Origin of the sequence: Kitasatospora sp. NPDC091207 (assembly GCF_044768625.1) — a bacterium.
Classification (GTDB): domain Bacteria; phylum Actinomycetota; class Actinomycetes; order Streptomycetales; family Streptomycetaceae; genus Kitasatospora.
The window spans coordinates 37,556-56,392 of the sequence record NZ_JBIVVS010000016.1; the positions used below are offsets into that span (position 1 = coordinate 37,556).

General features: G+C 73.8%; 13 protein-coding genes and 1 other RNA gene. 12 read left to right on the forward strand and 2 right to left on the reverse strand.

All coding sequences use genetic code 11. From position 1 onward, the window contains the following. Positions 1–5: 5 nt before the first annotated feature. Together ACIQTO_RS24485 and ACIQTO_RS24490 are read left to right on the forward strand one after the other, a co-directional pair. Positions 6–635 (forward strand): RNA polymerase sigma factor, encoded by a 630-nt coding sequence (locus tag ACIQTO_RS24485; RefSeq protein ID WP_402391759.1) that lies wholly within the window; start codon positions 6–8, stop codon positions 633–635. Continuing rightward, the gene (locus ACIQTO_RS24490; RefSeq protein ID WP_402391762.1) at positions 632–1,660 is read left to right on the forward strand and encodes a CU044_5270 family protein; all 1,029 of its coding nucleotides are present in this window, start codon (positions 632–634) and stop codon (positions 1,658–1,660) included. Before ACIQTO_RS24485 ends, ACIQTO_RS24490 begins: the two co-directional genes overlap by 4 nt. A 126-nt stretch (positions 1,661–1,786) precedes the next feature. Here the strand turns inward: ACIQTO_RS24490 and ACIQTO_RS24495 are convergent, their stop codons facing one another. Then, entirely contained in the window at positions 1,787–4,642 is a 2,856-nt protein-coding gene (locus ACIQTO_RS24495) for an FtsK/SpoIIIE domain-containing protein (protein ID WP_402391764.1), read from the reverse strand. A 413-nt stretch (positions 4,643–5,055) separates the two neighbouring features. Between ACIQTO_RS24495 and ACIQTO_RS24500 the strand changes: the two genes are divergently transcribed. The 3 genes from ACIQTO_RS24500 (at position 5,056) to prfB (ending at position 9,587) form a co-directional block, all read left to right on the forward strand. Continuing rightward, the gene (locus ACIQTO_RS24500; RefSeq protein WP_402391767.1) at positions 5,056–6,945 is read left to right on the forward strand and encodes a protein kinase; all 1,890 of its coding nucleotides are present in this window, start codon (positions 5,056–5,058) and stop codon (positions 6,943–6,945) included. Positions 6,946–7,157: 212 nt separating this feature from the next. Continuing rightward, positions 7,158–8,417: a serine/threonine-protein kinase gene (locus tag ACIQTO_RS24505; RefSeq protein WP_402391770.1), complete on the forward strand. Its 1,260-nt coding sequence runs from the start codon at positions 7,158–7,160 to the stop codon at positions 8,415–8,417. 57 nt (positions 8,418–8,474) lie between these two features. Next, complete coding sequence (gene prfB / locus ACIQTO_RS24510; protein WP_402391772.1) at positions 8,475–9,587, forward strand: peptide chain release factor 2; 1,113 nt, start codon at positions 8,475–8,477, stop codon at positions 9,585–9,587. 84 nt (positions 9,588–9,671) lie between these two features. Here prfB and ACIQTO_RS24515 read toward each other — a convergent pair whose 3' ends face one another. Next, positions 9,672–9,866 carry a hypothetical protein gene (locus tag ACIQTO_RS24515; RefSeq protein ID WP_380575627.1) on the reverse strand — a complete coding sequence of 65 codons (195 nt, stop codon included), beginning with the start codon at positions 9,864–9,866 and terminating at the stop codon, positions 9,672–9,674. Positions 9,867–10,215: 349 nt separating this feature from the next. On the opposite strand from ACIQTO_RS24515, the gene ftsE reads away from it, so the two are divergent. The 7 genes from ftsE to ACIQTO_RS24550 all read left to right on the forward strand — a co-directional run bounded on the left by ftsE (position 10,216) and on the right by ACIQTO_RS24550 (position 18,547). Then, positions 10,216–10,905, forward strand: a complete 690-nt coding sequence (gene ftsE, locus ACIQTO_RS24520) for a cell division ATP-binding protein FtsE (protein WP_184919059.1) — start codon at positions 10,216–10,218, stop codon at positions 10,903–10,905. 60 nt (positions 10,906–10,965) lie between these two features. Beyond that, a complete protein-coding gene (gene ftsX, locus ACIQTO_RS24525) occupies positions 10,966–11,877 on the forward strand; it encodes a permease-like cell division protein FtsX (protein WP_380575629.1) in 912 nt (303 codons plus the stop codon). 141 nt (positions 11,878–12,018) lie between these two features. Next, a complete protein-coding gene (locus ACIQTO_RS24530) occupies positions 12,019–13,161 on the forward strand; it encodes a S41 family peptidase (RefSeq protein ID WP_402391777.1) in 1,143 nt (380 codons plus the stop codon). Between the two features lie 57 nt (positions 13,162–13,218). Then, the gene (smpB, locus tag ACIQTO_RS24535) at positions 13,219–13,695 is read left to right on the forward strand and encodes an SsrA-binding protein SmpB (RefSeq protein ID WP_402391780.1); all 477 of its coding nucleotides are present in this window, start codon (positions 13,219–13,221) and stop codon (positions 13,693–13,695) included. Between the two features lie 108 nt (positions 13,696–13,803). Continuing rightward, positions 13,804–14,185: a transfer-messenger RNA gene (gene ssrA, locus ACIQTO_RS24540) on the forward strand. Between the two features lie 256 nt (positions 14,186–14,441). Continuing rightward, positions 14,442–16,745, forward strand: a complete 2,304-nt coding sequence (locus tag ACIQTO_RS24545; protein ID WP_402391783.1) for a HelD family protein — start codon at positions 14,442–14,444, stop codon at positions 16,743–16,745. A gap of 329 nt (positions 16,746–17,074) precedes the next feature. Beyond that, complete coding sequence (locus ACIQTO_RS24550; RefSeq protein WP_402391786.1) at positions 17,075–18,547, forward strand: NAD-dependent malic enzyme; 1,473 nt, start codon at positions 17,075–17,077, stop codon at positions 18,545–18,547. Positions 18,548–18,837 lie beyond the last annotated feature (290 nt).

The following is an 18,837-nucleotide window of genomic DNA, read 5'->3' on the forward strand; positions in this document are numbered from 1 at the left end:
GGGGCGTGGAGTTGTCACTGCGGGGCCGGTTGCGGGACGGGGACCAATGGGCGTTCGGGGAGGTGTTCGATGACGCGGCGGAGGACCTCTACCGCTACGCGCTACGGGTCTCGGGGGACCGGGCGGCGGCCGAGGACGTCGTCCAGCTGACCTTCCTGGAGGCCTGGCGGCTGCGGGCGAAGCTGCGGGAGGGCGACGAGCCCGTCCGGCCCTGGCTGTTCGGGATCGCGGCGAACCTGTTGCGCAACACCACCCGGGCGGCCCGCCGGCACCGGGCCGCGATGGCACGGCTGCCCGCCCGGGAGACCGTCCCGGACTTCGCCGACGAGCTGGTCGGCCGGCTCGACGACGCCGCGCAGCTGGCCGCCGCCCACCGGGCGCTGGCCCGGCTGAGGAAGCCGGAGCGCGAGGTGTTCACCCTCTGCGTCTGGGCGGGGCTGGACTACGCGAGCGCGGCGCAGGCCCTGGGGATACCGGTCGGGACGGTGCGGTCGCGGCTGTCCCGGGCGCGCGCCAAGCTGCGTGGGCTGGCGGCCGAGGAGTTGGCCGCAGGGGCGGAACCCGGCGCGGGCGGCGGACAGGTACCGGGTGACCGCACACCCGCGGTCCGGCCGATGCGGGGGACGAACCGATGAACGAGGACGACCGCGCGGAGCTGGACCGGCTGCTGCCGGTACCGGCGGCTCCCGGACTCTCCGCCGACCGCCACCGGTCGTTGAGGGGGCATCTGATGAGCGAGATCGGCGCGACGCCGGCCGGGGCACGGCGGAGCGGGTACGGCTGGGTGGCGCTGCCGGCCCTGGCGGGAGGTCTGGCGCTGGCCGTGGTGCTGACCACCGGCGGCGGGGGTGCCCCGGGCGCCCCGGGCGCCCCGGGTGCTCCGGGCGGGGCGACGCGGGCAGAGCGGCCCGCGGTGTCGCGGCCGGCCGCCGGGCCGGCCGACGCGGTGCGGTTGCTGGACCGGATCGCCCAGGTCGCGGCGAGCCGGCCGGCCGGGACCGTCCGGGACGACCAGTACGTCTGTGTGCGGAGCCAGTGGAGCGGCACCCACTACGACGCGGCGACCGGCCGGACGAAGACCACGCCGCTGCACCCGCGCACGGTCTGGCTGTCGGTGGACGGCAGCACCGACGGGTTGATCGAGGACGCGACCGCGTTCGGCGGGCCGAAGAACCCGCGGGGCCGGATCGCCCTCGTCCCGGCACCCGGCCCGGCGGGGATCGTCCGGCCGACGTACCGCTACCTGACGACGCTGCCCACCGATCCGCGGGAGCTCCTGAGGAAGGTCTACGCCGAGGGCAACGGCAAGGGCGGGCAGCCCGACCAGGCCGCTTTCAGGGACATCGGCAGCCTGATCGGCGAGCAGCTGATCGCACCGGAGACCAGTGCCGCGCTCTACCGGGCGGCGGCGCTGATTCCGGGCGTCACGCTGGTGGACGACGCGGTGGACGCCCTCGGGCGGCACGGGGTCGCGGTGGCGCGGGAGGACGGCACCGTCCGATCGGAGTGGATCTTCGATCGGGACAGCTACGAGTTCCTCGGCGAGCGGGAGGTGCTGCTCCGGGACAGCGACTTCGGAACGAAGGGCATGGTCGTCCAGCACACCGCGGTGCAGCAGCGCGCCGTCGTGGACAAGCCCGGCGAGCTGCCCGCGAACTGACCGCGAACTGACCGGAAACCGACCGGGAACTGGCCCGGGAACCGACCCGGGAAGTGGCCCGGGACGAAAGCGGCGGGGGGGGGGGGGGGGGGGGGGGGGGGGGGCGCCCCCCCCCCCCCCGCCGCGTCAGTGCGTGGCCGCCCGCTGGAGCGCGCTCGCCAGCAGGGCGAGGTCGGTCGGGCCGTTGCCGAGCTCGCGCACCGGCCGGCGGGCCGGCGGGGCGCCGAGCTGGAGCGGGTCGATGGCGACCACCGTCGGCCGCAGGGTCGCGGTCCGCGGGATGCGGCCGCTGATCCGGGCGCTCTGGAACGCGGTGACACCGCCGTCGGGCAGTCGCAGATAGCCGCGGCCGGGGGTGTCCTCGGCCAGCGCGGCGGCGTCGCCGAGGTGGATCAGCAGATCCGAGTCGGCCGGGTCGTCGGTGCGCAGGGCGATCCGCAGCAGCGCGGCCTCGTCGACCTCGGTGCCGGCGCTCTCCTCCGGGTGACCGGTGGTGACGGCGAGGTGCACGCCGAGCGGGCCGCCGCGACGGGCGACGGCCGCGAGGGCGCGGGTCAGCGGCCGGCCGGCCGGGGAGGTCGGGGCGAGCAGGGCGTCGTAGTCGTCCACCACGACGACCAGCCGGGCGGGCACCGCGGGGGCGGGTGCGGCGGCGGGCCGGGGCGAGCCGCCGCTGCGAGGGTGGATGATCTTGGCGGTGGACACCGGGGCGGTGGTGCCGGCCCCGACCGCGGCCGGCACCGGGACGGCCGGCCGCCCCGCTTCCAGGTCGCGTTCCCCGTCCGTGTCGCGCTCCCCGTCCAGGATGCGGGCCGCGTGCCAGGAGGCGAAGTCCAGGCCGTCGAACAGGCGCTCGCGCAGGGCCAGCTCGTCCTCCAGCGCCTCCGCGGCGAGCAGCGCGGCGCGCGGATCGGTGGCGGCGTTCACCAGACCGGTGACGTGCGGCAGCTCGGTACAGCCGTCCAGGCCGTCCTCCGTCGCCCGGCCCTCGATGAGGGAGACGGCCAGCCGTTCGGGCCGCTCGGAGACGGCCAGCGAGGCGACCAGGGTGCGCAGCAGCTCGGTCTTGCCGGAGCCGCGCGCGCCGCCGACGAGCAGGTGCGGACCGCCCGGGTCGGGGGAGGGGAGGGTGAGCTCGGGGTCGGCGAGGTCGAGCGTGCAGAGCTCGTCGCGGGTGGTGCCCAGCAGGGCGGTGGCGGCGCCGATGCCGCCGGCGTGGGCGTCCCAGCGGGCGGAGAGCTTGGCGGGGGTGACGGTGTCCAGTTGCAGCAGGTCGAGCAGGCGCAGCGCGTCGGGCAGCGGGCCGCGGGTGGCCGGGGCGGCCTCGCGCAGCGGCGCGAGGACGCGGGCCAGCCGTTCGGCCCAGGTGTCCGAGACGGCGTCCAGCGAGACCTCGTGCAGGGTCTCGCGGCCGCGGGCGACCGGTCGGTCGAGCGAGAGCTGGGTGCCGACCTCGCCGGTGACCAGCGCGGTGGCGCCGAGGCCGCGCGGCAGCAGCTCGGGCTGCTCGGCGAGGCAGATCGGGAAGATGCCGACGGCCGGGCCCTGGCGCAGCAGCAGGTCGAGCGCCTGCCGGGCGGTCTCGCCGGGCGGGCGGCCGTCGACCACGACCACGGTGGCGGGGTGGCCGCCGAGGCCGGTCGGCCCGCTGAGCCGGGCGGTGAGTTCGGTGAGGCGGGCGGTCGCCTGGTCGTCGTCCAGGCCGATCAGCAGCCGGCAGTCCTGGCCGTCGGCGGGGCGCAGGTGCGGGAGCCAGAGGGCCCAGGCCCAGGTGTCGACGCGGTCCTGCGCGGGCCGCGCCGGGTCGGCGTCGACCACGACGAGGCTGAGACCGGTGGGCGGGTGCAGGGCGGCGAGCTGGGCGACGACGGCGCGGGTGAGCGCGTCGAGCCGCTCGCGCGGGCCGCTGAGGCCGAGGCTGCCGGCGGTCTGCAGGTCGAGGGTGACCGGGACGGCGGGCAGCAGGGTGCCGGGGGAGGTGCCGGGGCCGCCGGGCCGGTCGGCGGTGCCGAGGCGCAGGGTGAGCGCGTCGGGGTGGCCGGGGCCGCGCTCCCAGAGCCGGGGGCCCGGGCCGAGGGCGTTGAGCAGCAGGGTGGCGAGGTCGGGCCAGCGTTCGCGCTGGGCGGCGGCCTGCCGGGTGCGGACGGCGGCGTGGTGGTGCTCGGCGCTCTCCTGGCCGGTCGGCTCGGCGGCGGCGCGGCCGAGCCGGAGCGAGAGCAGGCCCCGGGCGCGGCCGGTGGCGGGCTCGGGCGCGGCGGGCGGCTCGGTCACCGGCGGCGCGGGCCGCGCGGGGGCGGGGGCGGCGAGCTGGAGGTGGCCGTGGCCGTCGGGCAGCGCCGCGCGGGCGGGCGCCCCGGGGCCGCCCCCGAGGTCCGGCGGGGAGACCCGCAGGGTGGACTCGCCGATGCGCAGCAGGCCGCCGCCCTCCAGTGGGACGGCCTCCTCGGCCGGTCCGGGCGGGACGATCCGCCCGTCCAGGGTGGTGCCGTTGGTGGAGCCGAGGTCGCGGACGGTGATCCGGCCGTTCTCGCCGAGGTGCAGGGCGAGGTGGAGGCGGGAGACGTCCGGATCGTCGAGCGGGACGTCGGCCTCGCCGGAGCGGCCGACCCGGATCTCGCGGCCGTGCAGCCGGTGCACGCCGCCGGCGTCGGGGCCGCCGACCACCCGCAGCTCGGCGGCGGCCGGGCCGTCGTCGGGGTCGTCCGCGGTCGGGTCGGGCTCGTTGAGGCTGAGGACGGCGCCGTCCAGCAGTGGTGGGTGGCCGAGCAGTGTGTGTTCGTCGACCCGATGCGCCCCGGCGTACAGGTGTACATGGGTGGCGGCCCGCGGGCCGCGCACGCCCACGGCGCCCGCGAGGGCGCCCGCGAGGGAGCCGAGCGCGGTACCGACGGGTGCGGTGACCAGCACGTCCACGTAGGGGATGGCGGAGCCGGCGGCGGCCGGGCCGCTGCGCGGTCGGAGGACGGTCAGCCGGATCTGCATCTCGCCCGCGGTCCCTTCTGCTGGTGCTGACGCCTGGTGCCGGCGCTTGCCGCCCTGCCTGCCGACGGTCGACGTCCCTGCGGGCGGCCGCGACGACAAGGGGCCACAAGAGTGGCGACTGTCATCCTGCCATCCGTCACCGACAGTCCGCGCACGGTACCGGATTTGACGATCTTGCGATCATCGCCATGGTGGGGGCGACGGGGTGTCAGGTCAACCGCCGCCCGGCCCGCCCCGGCCCGCCGACCTCGACGGCCCCCGGGAGCCGCCCCCGCGACCCGTTCGGAACCCCTCGCCGGTCGCCCCAAAAACGTGAACGGACACCGTTAGAGTGGCCGGAACACGGGCCCGGCAGGCTCACCGCACCTGCGGAGGAGCGCCCCGCGCGGGCGGCACGGCGAGGAGTGCGACAGGTGCGGCCAGTCGGCAGCAAGTATCTGCTTGAGGAGACCCTCGGACGGGGGGCCACCGGCACCGTGTGGCGTGGACGGGTGCGCGCGGACGTCGCGGTGCCCGGCAGCGAGCCCGGCCAGTCGGTGGCGATCAAGGTGCTGCGCGAGGAGCTGGCGGCCGATCCCGACGTGGTGATGCGCTTCCTGCGCGAGCGCTCGCTGCTGCTGCGGCTGACCCACCCCAACATCGTCAAGGTCCGCGACCTGGTGGTCGAGGGCGAGCTGCTGGCCCTGGTGATGGACCTGATCGACGGCCCCGACCTGGCCCGCTACCTGCGCGGCAACGGCCCCTTCAGCCCGATCGCCGGCGCCCTGCTGATGGCCCAGGTCGCCGACGCGCTGGCGGCCAGCCACGCCGACGGCATCGTCCACCGCGACCTCAAGCCGGCCAACGTGCTGCTGGCCTCCACACTGGTGGACGGCACCGAGCAGATGCACCCGATGCTGACCGACTTCGGCATCGCCCGCCTCGCCGACTCCCCGGGCATCACCCGCACCCACGAGTTCGTCGGCACCCCGGCCTATGTCGCGCCCGAGTCCGCCGAGGGCCGCCCGCAGACCTCCGCGGTCGACGTCTACGGCGCCGGGATCATGCTCTACGAGCTGGTCACCGGCCGCCAGCCGTTCCAGGGCGACGGCCCGCTGCAGATCCTCCACGCGCACCTGGCCCAGGAGCCGCAGCGCCCCTCCACCATGCCCGACCCGCTCTGGACGGTGATCGAGCGCTGTCTGCGCAAGGACCCGGCCCAGCGGCCGAGCGCCGTCGCGCTGGCGCACGCGCTGCGGGTGGTCGCGGCCGGGGTCGGCGTGCACGCCTCCCCGGCGGCGGTGGACGCCGCGCTCGCGGTGGGCGCGCTGCTGCTGCCGGACCCGCGGCCGGCCGCCGTGCCGGGCGCCGCGGCCGGGGCCGTCGCGGAGGACCGGACCCAGGTACTGCCGGCCGGCCCGCAGGCCCAGCAGTACGATCCGGCGGCCGCGACCCGGGTGATGGACACCCAGCCGCCCACCGCCCCGTACGGCGCCGCGGACCGCACCCAGGTCATGCCGCCCACCCCGGCGGGGCCGCCGCCGCCGGAGGCGCCGCACCCCTGGCAGACCCAGCTGCGCGCCGCCCGTGACCGCAACCAGCAGACCGAGATCGGCTACTTCGATCCGGAGGACTTCGAGGCCCCGCCGGTCGCCCCGCCGCCCTATCAGGGAGGACAGGGGGGCCAGGGGGGCCAGGGCGGCCGGGCCCATCCGCAGGGGCCGCAGGGCTACCCCCAGCAGCAGCCGCCGCGCGGCTACCAGCAGGCCCCGCCGCCCGGCTACGCCCAGCGTCCGCCGGTCGCCCCGCCGCCCTATCAAGCCGGGCAGGGGGGCCAGGCCGGACAGGGCGGCCAGGCCCCCGCGGCCGGCCGCGCGCAGCCGCCCGGCGGCTACAACCAGCCGCCCCAGCACGGCCGCCCGCCGCAGGGCTACCAGGCCCCGCAGCCGTACGGGCAGCAGCAGCGCCCCCAGGCGGGCCCGCCCGGCGGCTACCAGGCGCCGCCGCAGCCCGCCGCACCGCGCCGGGCGGAGCCGCCCGCCCCGCAGCACCGCGAGCCTCCGCAGCGCCGCGAGGCGCCGCCGCAGCCCGCCCGGCGGGAGCCCGCGCCCGCCCGCGAGCCGCGACCGCGCAGCCGCAACCGGATGTACATCCCGGGCCTCGGCTGCCTCAAGGGCTGCCTGATGGTGCTGCTGGTGCTGGCCGTGGCGGCGGTGGCGCTGTGGAACTTCACGCCGCTGCCGCAGTACTGGGCCGACGTCCAGGGCTGGTTCAGCAGCGCGAGCGACTGGGTGGGCAATATCGTCGGCAGTTCCAAGAAGTGACGGCGGGGGCCCGGCGCCGCGCCAGGAGCCGGGCCCGGCGGCAACATTGACGCTTTGTCGATAATCCGCGATATTTCTCGCCCGCCAATGCCGGTCGAGCGCCCCCAGGCGACCCGCGAAGGGCGTCCGGGCGCGTAGGTTGGTCGCTGTTGTCCCGCCCCACCGAGCGCACCGGACCCTCCCCGTGCGCTCCCGCCGCCCACGGAGCAGCATTGGCACGCAAGATCGGCAGCCGCTACACCGTCCACCAGGTGATCGGCCGGGGTTCCGCCGGGACGGTCTGGCTCGGTGAGGGCCCGGACGGCCCGGTCGCGGTCAAGCTGCTGCGCGAGGACCTCGCCGCCGACCAGGTCCTGGTCGGCCGCTTCGTCCAGGAGCGCGCCGCGCTGACCAGCCTCGACCACCCCCGGGTGGTCGGCGTGCGCGACATGGTCGTCGACGGCAGCGACCTCGCCCTGGTGATGGAGCTGGTCCAGGGCACCGACCTGCGCTCCCGGCTGGAGCGCGACGGCGCGCTCACCCCGCAGACCGCCGTCTCGGTCATCGCCGACGTCGCCGACGGCCTGGCCGCCGCGCACGCCGCCGGCATCGTCCACCGCGACGTCAAGCCGGAGAACGTCCTGCTCGACCTCGCCGCCGCCCCCGGGCCGGGTGGCGCCCCGCGCGCCAAGCTGACCGACTTCGGCGTGGCCCGCCTGGTCGACGCCCCGCGCCGGACCCGCGCCACCCGGATCATCGGCACCCCCGACTACCTCGCCCCCGAGATCATCGAGGGCCTGGAGCCGCGCGCCGCCGTCGACATCTACGCCCTCGCCACCGTGCTCTACGAGGTGCTGGCCGGCGTCACCCCGTTCGGCGGCGGCCACACCGGCGCGGTGCTGCGCCGCCACGTCACCGAGCAGGTGCCGCCCGTCCCCGGCCTGCCCGACGGCCTCTGGCGGATCATCGCCGAGTGCCTGGCCAAGGCCCCGGCCTCCCGGCTGCGCGCCGCCGAGCTCGCCGCGCGCCTGCGCGAGCAGCTGCCCGCGCTGGCCGGTCTGCCGGTGCTGGCCGTCCCGCAGCAGGGCCGGGCCCCGGCCGAGGAGCAGCTGACCCCCGGCGAGGCGGTGTACGCCGAGGTGGACGCCGGCCCCGGTACGCACAAGCGCCGCCGCGGCCCGGCCGTCCCGCTGGTGCCCGGTGTCGCCCCCGACTCCACCCGGGACACCCACACCAGCCTGCGCCGCCCCTCCGCGCAGGAGCTGGCCTCCTACGCGGCCGAGTCCCGCGCCCAGCGCACGGCCCCGGGCGCCGTCCACCGCCGGGACCGCCAGGCGCTGCTGCGCCGCCGCCGGGTGCTGGCCGTCCTGCTGGCCACCGTCCTGCTGCTGGCCGGCGCGGCCGCCGCCTGGACCGCCTTCGCCGCCACCGCCCCGGAGACCGGGCAGACCCCCCGCCCGGTCGTCCACTCCGCGCCGCCGCGGGCTCCGTAGGCGGCCGGACGACCCCGGTGTCGTCAGATGCCCCCCCGGAACCATTACCCTGGGTGCGTGGCAGCCGTCGATCCTTCCGAAGAGCTCAAGAACCTCGACACGACCATGGGGTCGATCGAGGCCGTCCTCGACCTGGACAAGATCCGGGCCGACATCGCGCGTCTGGAGGAGGAGGCAGCCGCCCCCGACCTGTGGGACGACCTCGCGAACGCGCAGAAGGTGACCAGCCGGCTCTCCTTCCTCCAGGGCGAGCTGCGCCGCGTCGAGGGCCTGCGCGGCCGCATCGACGACCTCGGCGTCCTGTTCGAGCTCGCCGAGGCCGAGGACGACGCGGACACCCGCGTCGAGGCCGAGCAGGAGCTCGGGGTCGTCAAGAAGGCGGTCGAGGAGCTGGAGGTCCGCACCCTCCTGTCCGGCGAGTACGACGCCCGCGAGGCGCTGATCAACATCCGTGCCGAGGCCGGTGGCGTGGACGCCGCCGACTTCGCCGAGCAGCTGATGCGCATGTACCTGCGCTGGGCCGAGCGGCACGGGTACCCCACCGAGGTGTACGACACCTCGTACGCGGAGGAGGCCGGCATCAAGTCCGCGACCTTCACCGTCAAGACGCCCTACGCCTACGGCACCCTCTCGGTCGAGCAGGGCACCCACCGCCTGGTCCGCATCTCGCCCTTCGACAACCAGGGCCGCCGGCAGACCTCCTTCGCCGGTGTCGAGGTGCTCCCGGTCGTCGAGCAGTCCGACCACGTCGACATCGACGAGTCCGAGCTGCGGATCGACGTCTACCGCGCCTCCGGCCCCGGCGGCCAGGGCGTCAACACCACCGACTCGGCGGTGCGCATCACGCACCTCCCGACCGGCGTCGTGGTCTCCTGCCAGAACGAGCGCTCGCAGATCCAGAACAAGGCGTCCGCGATGAACGTCCTCCAGGCCAAGCTGCTGGAGCGGCGCCGGCAGGAGGAGCGGGCCGCCATGGACGCGCTCAAGGACAGCGGCAGCTCCTGGGGCAACCAGATGCGCTCCTACGTGCTGCACCCGTACCAGATGGTGAAGGACGTCCGCACCGAGTACGAGGTCGGCAACCCGCAGGGCGTGCTGGACGGCGACATCGACGGCTTCATCGAGGCCGGCATCCGGTGGCGCAAGCAGCGCGAGACCGCCGCGAACTGAGCGTGAGGCCCGCCCCGGCGGGCCGCGAACGCGGAAGGCCCCCGACGGATCTCCGTCGGGGGCCTTCCGGCTGTCGGTCGCGGCTCAGGCCAGCGCCTGCCGGGCGATCAGTGCCACCGCGATCAGCCCGGCCAGCAGGGCGAGCAGCATCACGGGGGAGAGCGTGGCGAACGGACCCTGCTGCTCCTGCAGCCGGGCCCGGTTGGCGCGGCACACGGGGCAGCGGCCGTCGCTCACGCGGCCGTTGCAGTTGGCGCACACCAGATGGTCGCAGGTCATGCGATCTCCTCCTCGCTGCTACAGCCAACGCACCGGACGGGGCTTTGGTTCCTGTTCTTGCCCTGTGCGGGGGAGTGGCCAACCCCGGCCACCACCTCCACTCTGCCAGGTTCCGGCCGTTCCGGCCCCCGGGCTGTGAGATGCCCCCTAATTTTCAGGGCATAACCGGACATTGTCTCCCAAGAATCGGCTGTCGTCCCGGACCGGCCCTGCGAGCCGGTCGCCGGTTCGCGTATGGTCCCAAGCCGGGAGCGGCCGTTTCCGCTCCCTCCGCCCGCCCCTGGGCCGGCCGCCCGGGGTGGATCTACCGAGGACTGGCGCCGCCTAGGATGGCCTCCGTGATGCAGCCGTGATCAGATTCGACAACGTCTCCAAGACCTATCCCAAGCAGAACCGTCCCGCCCTGGACAACGTCTCGCTGGAGATCGAGAAGGGTGAGTTCGTCTTCCTGGTCGGTTCGTCCGGCTCGGGCAAGTCCACCTTCCTGCGCCTGTGCCTGCGCGAGGAGCGCCCCAGCGTCGGCGAGGTGCACGTGCTGGGCAAGGACCTGGGCAAGCTGTCCAACTGGAAGGTGCCGCACATGCGCCGCCAGCTGGGCACCGTCTTCCAGGACTTCCGCCTGCTGCCCAACAAGACGGTCGCGCAGAACGTGGCCTTCGCCCTCGAGGTGATCGGCAAGCCCAAGAGCGCCATCAACAAGGTGGTGCCCGAGGTGCTGGACCTGGTCGGCCTCGGCGGCAAGGAGGACCGCATGCCGGGTGAGCTGTCCGGTGGTGAGCAGCAGCGCGTGGCGATCGCCCGGGCGTTCGTGAACCGCCCGATGCTGCTGATCGCGGACGAGCCCACCGGAAACCTGGACCCGCAGAACTCGGTCGGCATCATGAAGCTGCTGGACCGGATCAACCGCACCGGCACCACGGTGCTGATGGCCACGCACGACCAGGCCATCGTCGACCAGATGCGCAAGCGCGTCATCGAGCTCGACAAGGGGCTGCTGGTCCGCGACCAGGCCCGCGGCGTCTACGGGTACCAGCACTGATCCCGTAGGCCGCCGGCCCGTCTCGCCCGACCAGCAACCGACCCTGGAGTTGTTACCCGCATGCGCGCCCAGTTCGTCCTGTCGGAGATCGGTGTGGGTCTCCGCCGCAACCTGACGATGACCATCGCGGTCGTCGTCAGCGTCGCGCTCTCCCTCGCCCTCGCCGGTGCCTCCCTGCTGGTCCGTGACCAGGTGAACTCCATGAAGGGGTACTGGTACGACAAGGTCGAGGTGAGCATCTACTTCTGCACCAAGTCGGACGCCCGCAATTCGCCGCAGTGCCAGAACGGCGCGGCCACCGACCAGCAGGTCGCCGACATCAAGACCCAGCTCGACAAGATGGACTCGGTCGTCCAGACCTCCACCTTCGAGGACTCCGCCGAGGCGTACAAGCACTGGAAGGAGATGAACCCGGACAACCCGCTCATCTCCGTCCTCGGCCCGGAGGCCATCCCGCAGTCCTGGCGGGTGAAGCTGAAGGACCCGACCAAGTACGACGTCATCCAGAGCGCCTTCGCCGGCAAGCCCGGCGTGAAGTCGGTCGAGGACCAGCGCAAGATCCTGGAGAACCTCTTCGGCCTGCTGAACGGTCTCCAGACGGCGGCCTTCGTGATCATGGTGCTGATGCTCTTCGTGGCGTTGCTGCTGATCGTCAACACCGTCCGGGTGTCGGCGTTCAGCAGGCGGCGCGAAACCGGCATCATGCGCCTGGTCGGTGCCTCGAACTTCTACGTCCAGATGCCGTTCATCGCCGAGGCCGCGTTCGCCGCGCTGCTCGGCGCGGTGATGGCCTCCGGACTGCTGCTCGGCGGGCACTTCTTCGTCCACAGCTGGCTGGCCGACCGGGTGCAGTTCATCCACTTCATCGGGCTCGGCTCGGTACTGGCGGTGATACCGCTGCTGGTGGTGGTCGGTATGGGCATGGCCGGTATCGCGGCGTTCTTCACGCTGCGCAAGTACCTCAAGGTCTGACCCCGGCCACCTCAAGATCTGACCCCGGCCCCGAGCGGCCCCGACGGCCCCGTACGGCACTGCGCCGTACGGGGCCGTCGGCGTTTCGCGGTCGGCCGATCCGGCCCGCCGTGCTCCACGCTGCGCCTACACTCCGATGCCATGCCAGAAACTCCGCGCAGGGCACGTCAGGCGGCCACCCTCAGCCTGGTGTTCGGCGCCGTGCTGCTGGCCGGGGCCGCGACCGGCGCCTGGGGCGACCCGGCCGCACCGCGTCCGCGCCCCTCCGCCGACGCGGCCCCGGCGGCCGTCGCCACGCTCGGCGCCGGCCAGGACCCGGCCGGCGCCGCCCTCTCCGAGCAGCAGGCCGAGCACCTGATCGGCGCCAACGGGGACCGCTGGGGCGCCTACTACAGCGCGCAGGAGTACGCCGAGTTCAGCCAAGGCCTGGACGGCCGCTACCTCGGCGTGGGCCTCTCGGTCGGCCGCGGCCAGGACGGGCTCACCACCGTCTCCCAGGTGCAGCCGGCCGGCCCGGCCGCCGCCGCCGGGATCGCGGTCGGCGACCGGTTGCTGGAGATCGGCCCGGACCAGGCCGACCGGCTGCCGGTCACCGAGGTGGTGGCCCGGTTGCGCGGGCGCGAGGGCGAGCGCCAGGTCGGCTCCGAGGTCACCCTGGCCGTCCGGCACGGCGACGGCGAGGTCCGCGAGGTCCGGCTGCGCCGGGCCCTGCTGGACAGCCAGCAGGTCGCGGTCGAACGCCTGGACAAGGGGGTCGTGCGGATCGCCGTACGGGCCTTCACCAGCGGTGTCGCCGAGCAGGTACGGGCCGCCGCGCACGGCGCCCACGGGGTGGTGCTCGACCTGCGGGGGAACTCCGGCGGGCTGGTCGAGGAGGCCGCCGGCACCGCCGCGGTCTTCCTGGACGGCGGCCCGGTCGGCTCCTACCAGGAGCGCGGCGGGACGAGGGGGCTGACCGCCCCGCCCGGCGGCGACCAGCACGTCCCGCTGGTGGTGCTGGTGGACGGCGGCACCATGAGCGCCGCCGAGCTGCTCACCGGCGCCCTGCAGGACCGCAGCCGGGCCGTCGTGGTGGGCGGCCGGACCTTCGGCAAGGGCACCGTCCAGCAGCCCAGCCGGCTGGCCGACGGCGCGGTGCTGGAGCTGACCGTCGGGCGCTACTACACCCCCGCCGGCCGCTCCCCGGAGGGCGTCGGCCTGGTGCCCGACGTTCCCGCGGCCGGTGCCGAGGACGCCGGCGCGCTGGCCCTGCGGGTCCTCGCGGGACTCGGCACCCGGACCTGAGGCGCGGCGGTAAAGGGGCTGCTCGCCGCCGCGTCGGGATGCGAGAATGACGGCGTTATGGCAAAGGAAACCGGACACAAGCTGATCGCGCAGAACAAGAAGGCGCGACACGAGTACACCATCCTCGACACCTACGAGTGCGGTCTCGTGCTCACCGGCACCGAGGTCAAGTCGCTGCGTGAAGGGCGGGCCAACCTGGTCGACGGCTATGCCTACATCCAGAACCACGAGGCGTGGATCGACAACGTCTTCATCCCCGAGTACACCCAGGGGACGTGGACCAACCACGCCGCGCGGCGCAAGCGCAAGCTGCTGCTGCACCGGATGGAGATCCAGAAGATCGAGGCCAAGGTCCGGGACGCGGGCCACACCCTGATCCCGCTCTCGCTGTACTTCAAGGACGGCCGGGTGAAGCTCGAACTGGCGCTCGCCATCGGCAAGAAGCTGTACGACAAGCGCCAGACGCTGCGCGAGAAGCAGGACACCCGTGAGACGGCACGCGCGGTGGCGGCGGTGCGGCGGCGGCAGAGCTGACCTCCGGCCACGCCGGAGTCAATCCGCTGGACCCTCGCAGGCCGCCTCGCGTACTATGGCGCCAGCACCACGGACGGCCACCGTCCGAGTTGTTTCTCAACAAAACATGGGGATGATCGGTTTCGACAGGGGAAGTCGAAACAGGAGAAGCGAGCCGAGGAACGCGGCAATGATCTCGTTAACCATCTGTCGCAAACAAATAATCGCCAACTCTAAGCGCGATTCCCAGCAGTTCGCTCTCGCTGCCTAATAACAGCTAAGAGTGCTTGGGTGTCAGACCGGGGAGTTCCCGACCCGGACCCTGGCATAATCTAGGGAACTCAACCGTCCACCCGGGCTGCGGGGGTGGATGGGAAATCAAACAGCAGCTGGGCCTGTTGGCGGCTTGTCCGCGTGACTGCCAGGGCCGAGAAACTCACAGCGGACTGCGCTCGGAGAAGTCCTGAATCCACTCCACTGGACCCGGGTTCGATTCCCGGCATCTCCACCACCCCATGTTTGATCGAAGGCCGCCCACCGCTCAGCGGGGGGCGGCCTTCGTGCGTCCCAGGTCCCTCGCCGTGTCGTTCCCCCGCCCCTCCTCCCCACGCAGTCCGGCCCTGGTGCGGCGCGGAGGAGGGCCGGGGGCGTAGGATTTTCCGTCCGCTCGTTTCCCGAGCCGGACCCCATCCATCGCAGGACGTACGTCAGGGGGCTTCTTGGGCGAGCACGGCTCCACCCAGTACTCCGCCGCAACCACCGAGGCCATGCAGAGCAACACGGACACCACCGCCGTCACCGATTCCGAGACCGTCCGCGCGCGCGAGATCGCCGGGGAACAGCGTCACCTCGACAACGTGTACCACCGCCTGGAGGAGAAGCTCGCCGAGGCCGAGTACATCCTGGAGGACGCCGCCAAGCGCGTGCAGGTCGGCACCCCCGGCGCGCTCGCCGAGCGCGACGCCCAGGTGTACCGGGCCGGCGCGCACCTCCAGCGGCTCAACAACCAGTTCGAGGACTTCCTCTTCGGCCGCATCGACCTCCAGCAGGCCGATGCCCCGGAGGAGTACGGAATTCCCTCCGACACCCCGCTCGACCCGGCCGACCCGGCCGTCGCCGAGACCCTGCACATCGGCCGGCTCGGAGTGCTGGACGCCGAGTACGGCCCGCTGGTGATCGACTGGCGGGCGCCGGCCGCGGCGCCCTTCTACCGCGCCACGCCGCTGGAGCCCGGCCGGGTCGTCCGGCGCCGGGTGATCCGCTCCAAGGGCCGCAAGGTGATCGGGGTCGAGGACGACCTGCTGCGCCCCGACCTCGCCCCCACCCTGGACGGCCGCGAGCTGGCGGTGGTCGGCGACGGCGCGCTGATGGCCTCGCTCGGCCGGGCGCGCAGCCACTCGATGCGCGACATCGTCTCGTCCATCCAGAAGGAGCAGGACGAGGTGATCCGTGCCGCCGCGGCCGGGGCCACCCTGGTCGCCGGCGGCCCCGGTACCGGCAAGACCGCCGTCGCCCTGCACCGCGCCGCCTTCCTGCTCTACCAGGACCGCCGCCGCTACGCCGGGGGCATCCTGGTGGTCTCCCCGACCCCGCTGCTGGTCTCCTACACCGAGGGCGTGCTGCCCTCGCTCGGTGAGGAGGGGCAGGTCGCGATCCGCGCGGTCGGCTCGCTGGTGGACGGCATCGAGGCGGGCACCTACGACACCCCGGAGGCGGCCCGGATCAAGGGCTCGGCCCGGATGACGCAGCTGCTGCGCCGGGCCGCCCGGGCCGCGCTGGAGCTGGGCGCGCCGCAGGAGCTCAAGGTGGTCGCCCGCGGCGAGGTGCTGCGGCTGGACGCCGGCCGGCTGAAGGCCGTCCGCGGCAACGTGATCGGCGCGGGCGGCACCCCGCTGAACCTGCTGCGCCCGCGCGCCCGCAGGCTGCTGCTGGACGCGCTCTGGCAGGAGGTCACCCGGCACCTGCCCAGGCCGGCCGACCACTACGCCCGGGAGCAGCGCCAGGAGGAGAAGGAGTCCTTCGACGACTACGTCTCCGACGAGGCGCCGTTCCTGGACTTCCTGGACGCCTGGTGGCCGGCGCTGAGCCCGCGCCGGGTGCTCGGCACGCTCAAGCAGAGCCGGCACACCAACCGGATCGCCCGCCGGGCCGTCACCCCGGAGGAGGCCAGGGTGCTGGCCGGCTCCTGGCGGCACCTGTCCGAGCGCGGCGAGGGCGAGCTGTCGGCGCACGACGTGGCGCTGGTGGACGAGCTCCAGGTGCTGCTCGGCGAGTCGGCCCGCCCGAAGGTCCGCGAGGTCGACGCGGTGGACCTGCTGAGCGGGCTGGACGAGGTCACCACCTTCGCCGACCGCAACTCCAGACAGCGCGAGCGCGTGCCGGTGGAGCGCACCGAGTACGCGCACATCATCGTGGACGAGGCGCAGGACCTCACCCCGATGCAGTGGCGGATGATCGGCCGCCGCGCCCGGACGGCCACCTGGACGATCGTCGGTGACCCGGCGCAGTCCTCCTGGCCGTTCCCGCAGGAGGCGCAGGCCGCGCTGGACGAGGTGCTGGCCGGCAAGCCGCGCCGCCGCTACACGCTGACCGTGAACTACCGGAACCCGGCCGAGATCGCCGAAGTGGCGGCCAAGGTGCTGGCGCTGGCGGCCCCGGGCACGCCCTCGCCGAGCGCGGTGCGTCACGTCGGCGTGGAGCCGCGCTTCGCGGCCGTCACCGATCCGTCGCCCCGGGCGTTCGGCGAGGCGGCCCGGGCCGAGCTGGAGCGGTTGCTGGCGGAGGTGGACGGCACCGTGGCGGTCGTCGTGCCGATGGACCGCCGGGCCGAGGCGGCCGGGTGGACCGAGGGTCTGGGCGCCCGCGCGGTGGCGCTGGGCAGCCTGGAGGCCAAGGGCCTGGAGTACGACGCGACCGTGGTGGCCGACCCGACCGGGATCGCCGGCGAGTCGGAGGCCGGCCTGCGGGTGCTCTACGTGGCACTCACCCGGGCGACCCAGCGGCTGACGGTGCTCTCCGGTCCGGACGACCTGCCGGACGCGGCCGGCGTACCCGCGCTGCTGCACGGCTGACCGTCCGTCACGGCGCCGGCGCACGAAGAAGGCCCCTCACCACCGGTGAGGGGCCTTCAGACGTTGATGACACCGACCCGCCATGCTCGCCTCGCGGCAAGTGGTCCCTCGAAGGGACGAAGGTTGGGCCCGGGGGCTTGGATCGAGCCGGTGTCCCGTCCAATGTAACGCATCTGCCCGGCGAGGCAAGAAGTTGTCGAGTCCACACACTCAATGAACGTTATTTCTGGCTTCGCCCTGGTAGGTGCGACGATCGAGGTCTAGCATGCGCAGGCGAAGGGCTTCAACATTCTGTTGAAGCAGCTGACCGGACGGAAGAAGGAACGTCGATGGCGACGGTGCCCAGTGTCTCCAACTCGATCACGGTGCGGCTGGAGGTCCCGGCCAGGGGCAACGCCGTCAGTGCGATCACCACGGCGGTCGAGTCCTCCGGCGGCTCGGTCACCGGCCTCGACGTCACCGCCTCCGGTCTGGAGGCCCTGCGGATCGACGTGACGGTGGCCGCGTCCTCGGTCGCGCACGGCGAGGAGATCGTCGAGAAGCTCCGGGCGATCGACGGCGTGTCGATCGGCAAGGTCTCGGACCGTACCTTCCTGATGCACCTCGGCGGCAAGATCGAGATGTCCTCGAAGCTCCCGATCCGCAACCGTGACGACCTGAGCATGATCTACACCCCGGGTGTCGCCCGGGTCTGCCTGGCGATCGCCGAGAACCCCGAGGACGCCCGCCGCCTCACCATCAAGCGCAACAGCGTCGCCGTGGTCACCGACGGCTCGGCGGTGCTGGGCCTGGGCAACATCGGCCCGGCGGCCGCGCTGCCGGTGATGGAGGGCAAGGCGGCCCTGTTCAAGCGCTTCGCCGGCATCGACGCCTGGCCGATCTGCCTGGACACCCAGGACACCGACGAGATCGTGGCCATCGTCAAGGCGATCGCCCCCGGCTTCGCCGGCATCAACCTGGAGGACATCTCCGCGCCGCGCTGCTTCGAGATCGAGGCCCGGCTGCGCGAGGCCCTGGACATCCCGGTCTTCCACGACGACCAGCACGGCACCGCGATCGTGGTGCTGGCGGCGCTGACCAACGCGCTCAAGGTGGTCGGCAAGGAGATCGGCGACATCCGGGTGGTGATGTCGGGCGCCGGCGCCGCCGGGACCGCGATCCTCAAGCTGCTGCTGGCGGCCGGCGTCGAGCACGCCACCGTCGCGGACGTCCGGGGCGTGGTCCACCAGGGCCGGGAGGACCTCAACGACTCGCTGCGCTGGATCGCCGAGCACACCAACCGCTCGGGCCGCACCGGCAGCCTCAAGGAGGCCGTGGCGGACGCCGACGTCTTCATCGGCGTCTCGGCCCCGAACGTGCTCGACGGCGACGACCTGGCCACCATGGCCGGGGACGCGATCGTCTTCGCGCTGGCCAACCCGGACCCGGAGGTCGACCCGGCGATCGCCCGGCAGACCGCCGCGGTGGTCGCCACCGGCCGCAGCGACTTCCCGAACCAGATCAACAACGTGCTGGTCTTCCCGGGGGTCTTCCGCGGCCTGCTGGACGCCCAGAGCCGCACGGTCAACACCGAGATGATGATCGCCGCCGCCCGGGCGCTGGCGACCACCGTCGCGGACGACGAGCTGAACGCGAACTACATCATCCCGAGCGTCTTCCACAAGGACGTCGCCAAGACGGTGGCCTCCGCCGTCCGGGACGCCGCGCTGGCCGGCGCCCAGGAGGACCCGGTGCCGTCCCGGCCGACCCCGGGCATCGTCGGCACCCTGGACACGTCCTCCTTCCCCGTCGTCAAGCTCTGACGGAGGGGTGCGACACGTGGCGCGGATCGGTCAAATGACCGATTAGCGTGCCTACCCACCCAAGTCCGCCCCGAACCCTTGCGACACAAGGGCGAGGGGCGTGTTTGGGCTTGTCGTGCCTAGGGCGTACGGTAGCCCTGCACGGGGCAGGCGTGTCCGACAAGTACGGAACGTCCCCCTGGTCTTCCGGCGCGTCGTCCCGACCGCCGCCCGCGCCGGTCCGCCGGAGCCGACGGAGCGTCACACCTCCGGCGGGCGGGCGTTGTTCGGGTGGCACGGTCGGGGCCCGA

Coding starts and splice junctions, on each gene's coding strand:
- ACIQTO_RS24545 (WP_402391783.1), top strand. CDS start 14,442: ATGCAGAGCAACACGGACACCACCGCCGTCACCGATTCCGAGACCGTC.
- ACIQTO_RS24550 (WP_402391786.1), top strand. CDS start 17,075: ATGGCGACGGTGCCCAGTGTCTCCAACTCGATCACGGTGCGGCTGGAG.
- ftsX (WP_380575629.1), top strand. CDS start 10,966: ATGCGCGCCCAGTTCGTCCTGTCGGAGATCGGTGTGGGTCTCCGCCGC.
- ACIQTO_RS24495 (WP_402391764.1), bottom strand. CDS start 4,642: ATGCAGATCCGGCTGACCGTCCTCCGACCGCGCAGCGGCCCGGCCGCC.
- ACIQTO_RS24490 (WP_402391762.1), top strand. CDS start 632: ATGAACGAGGACGACCGCGCGGAGCTGGACCGGCTGCTGCCGGTACCG.
- ACIQTO_RS24530 (WP_402391777.1), top strand. CDS start 12,019: ATGCCAGAAACTCCGCGCAGGGCACGTCAGGCGGCCACCCTCAGCCTG.
- smpB (WP_402391780.1), top strand. CDS start 13,219: ATGGCAAAGGAAACCGGACACAAGCTGATCGCGCAGAACAAGAAGGCG.
- ACIQTO_RS24515 (WP_380575627.1), bottom strand. CDS start 9,866: ATGACCTGCGACCATCTGGTGTGCGCCAACTGCAACGGCCGCGTGAGC.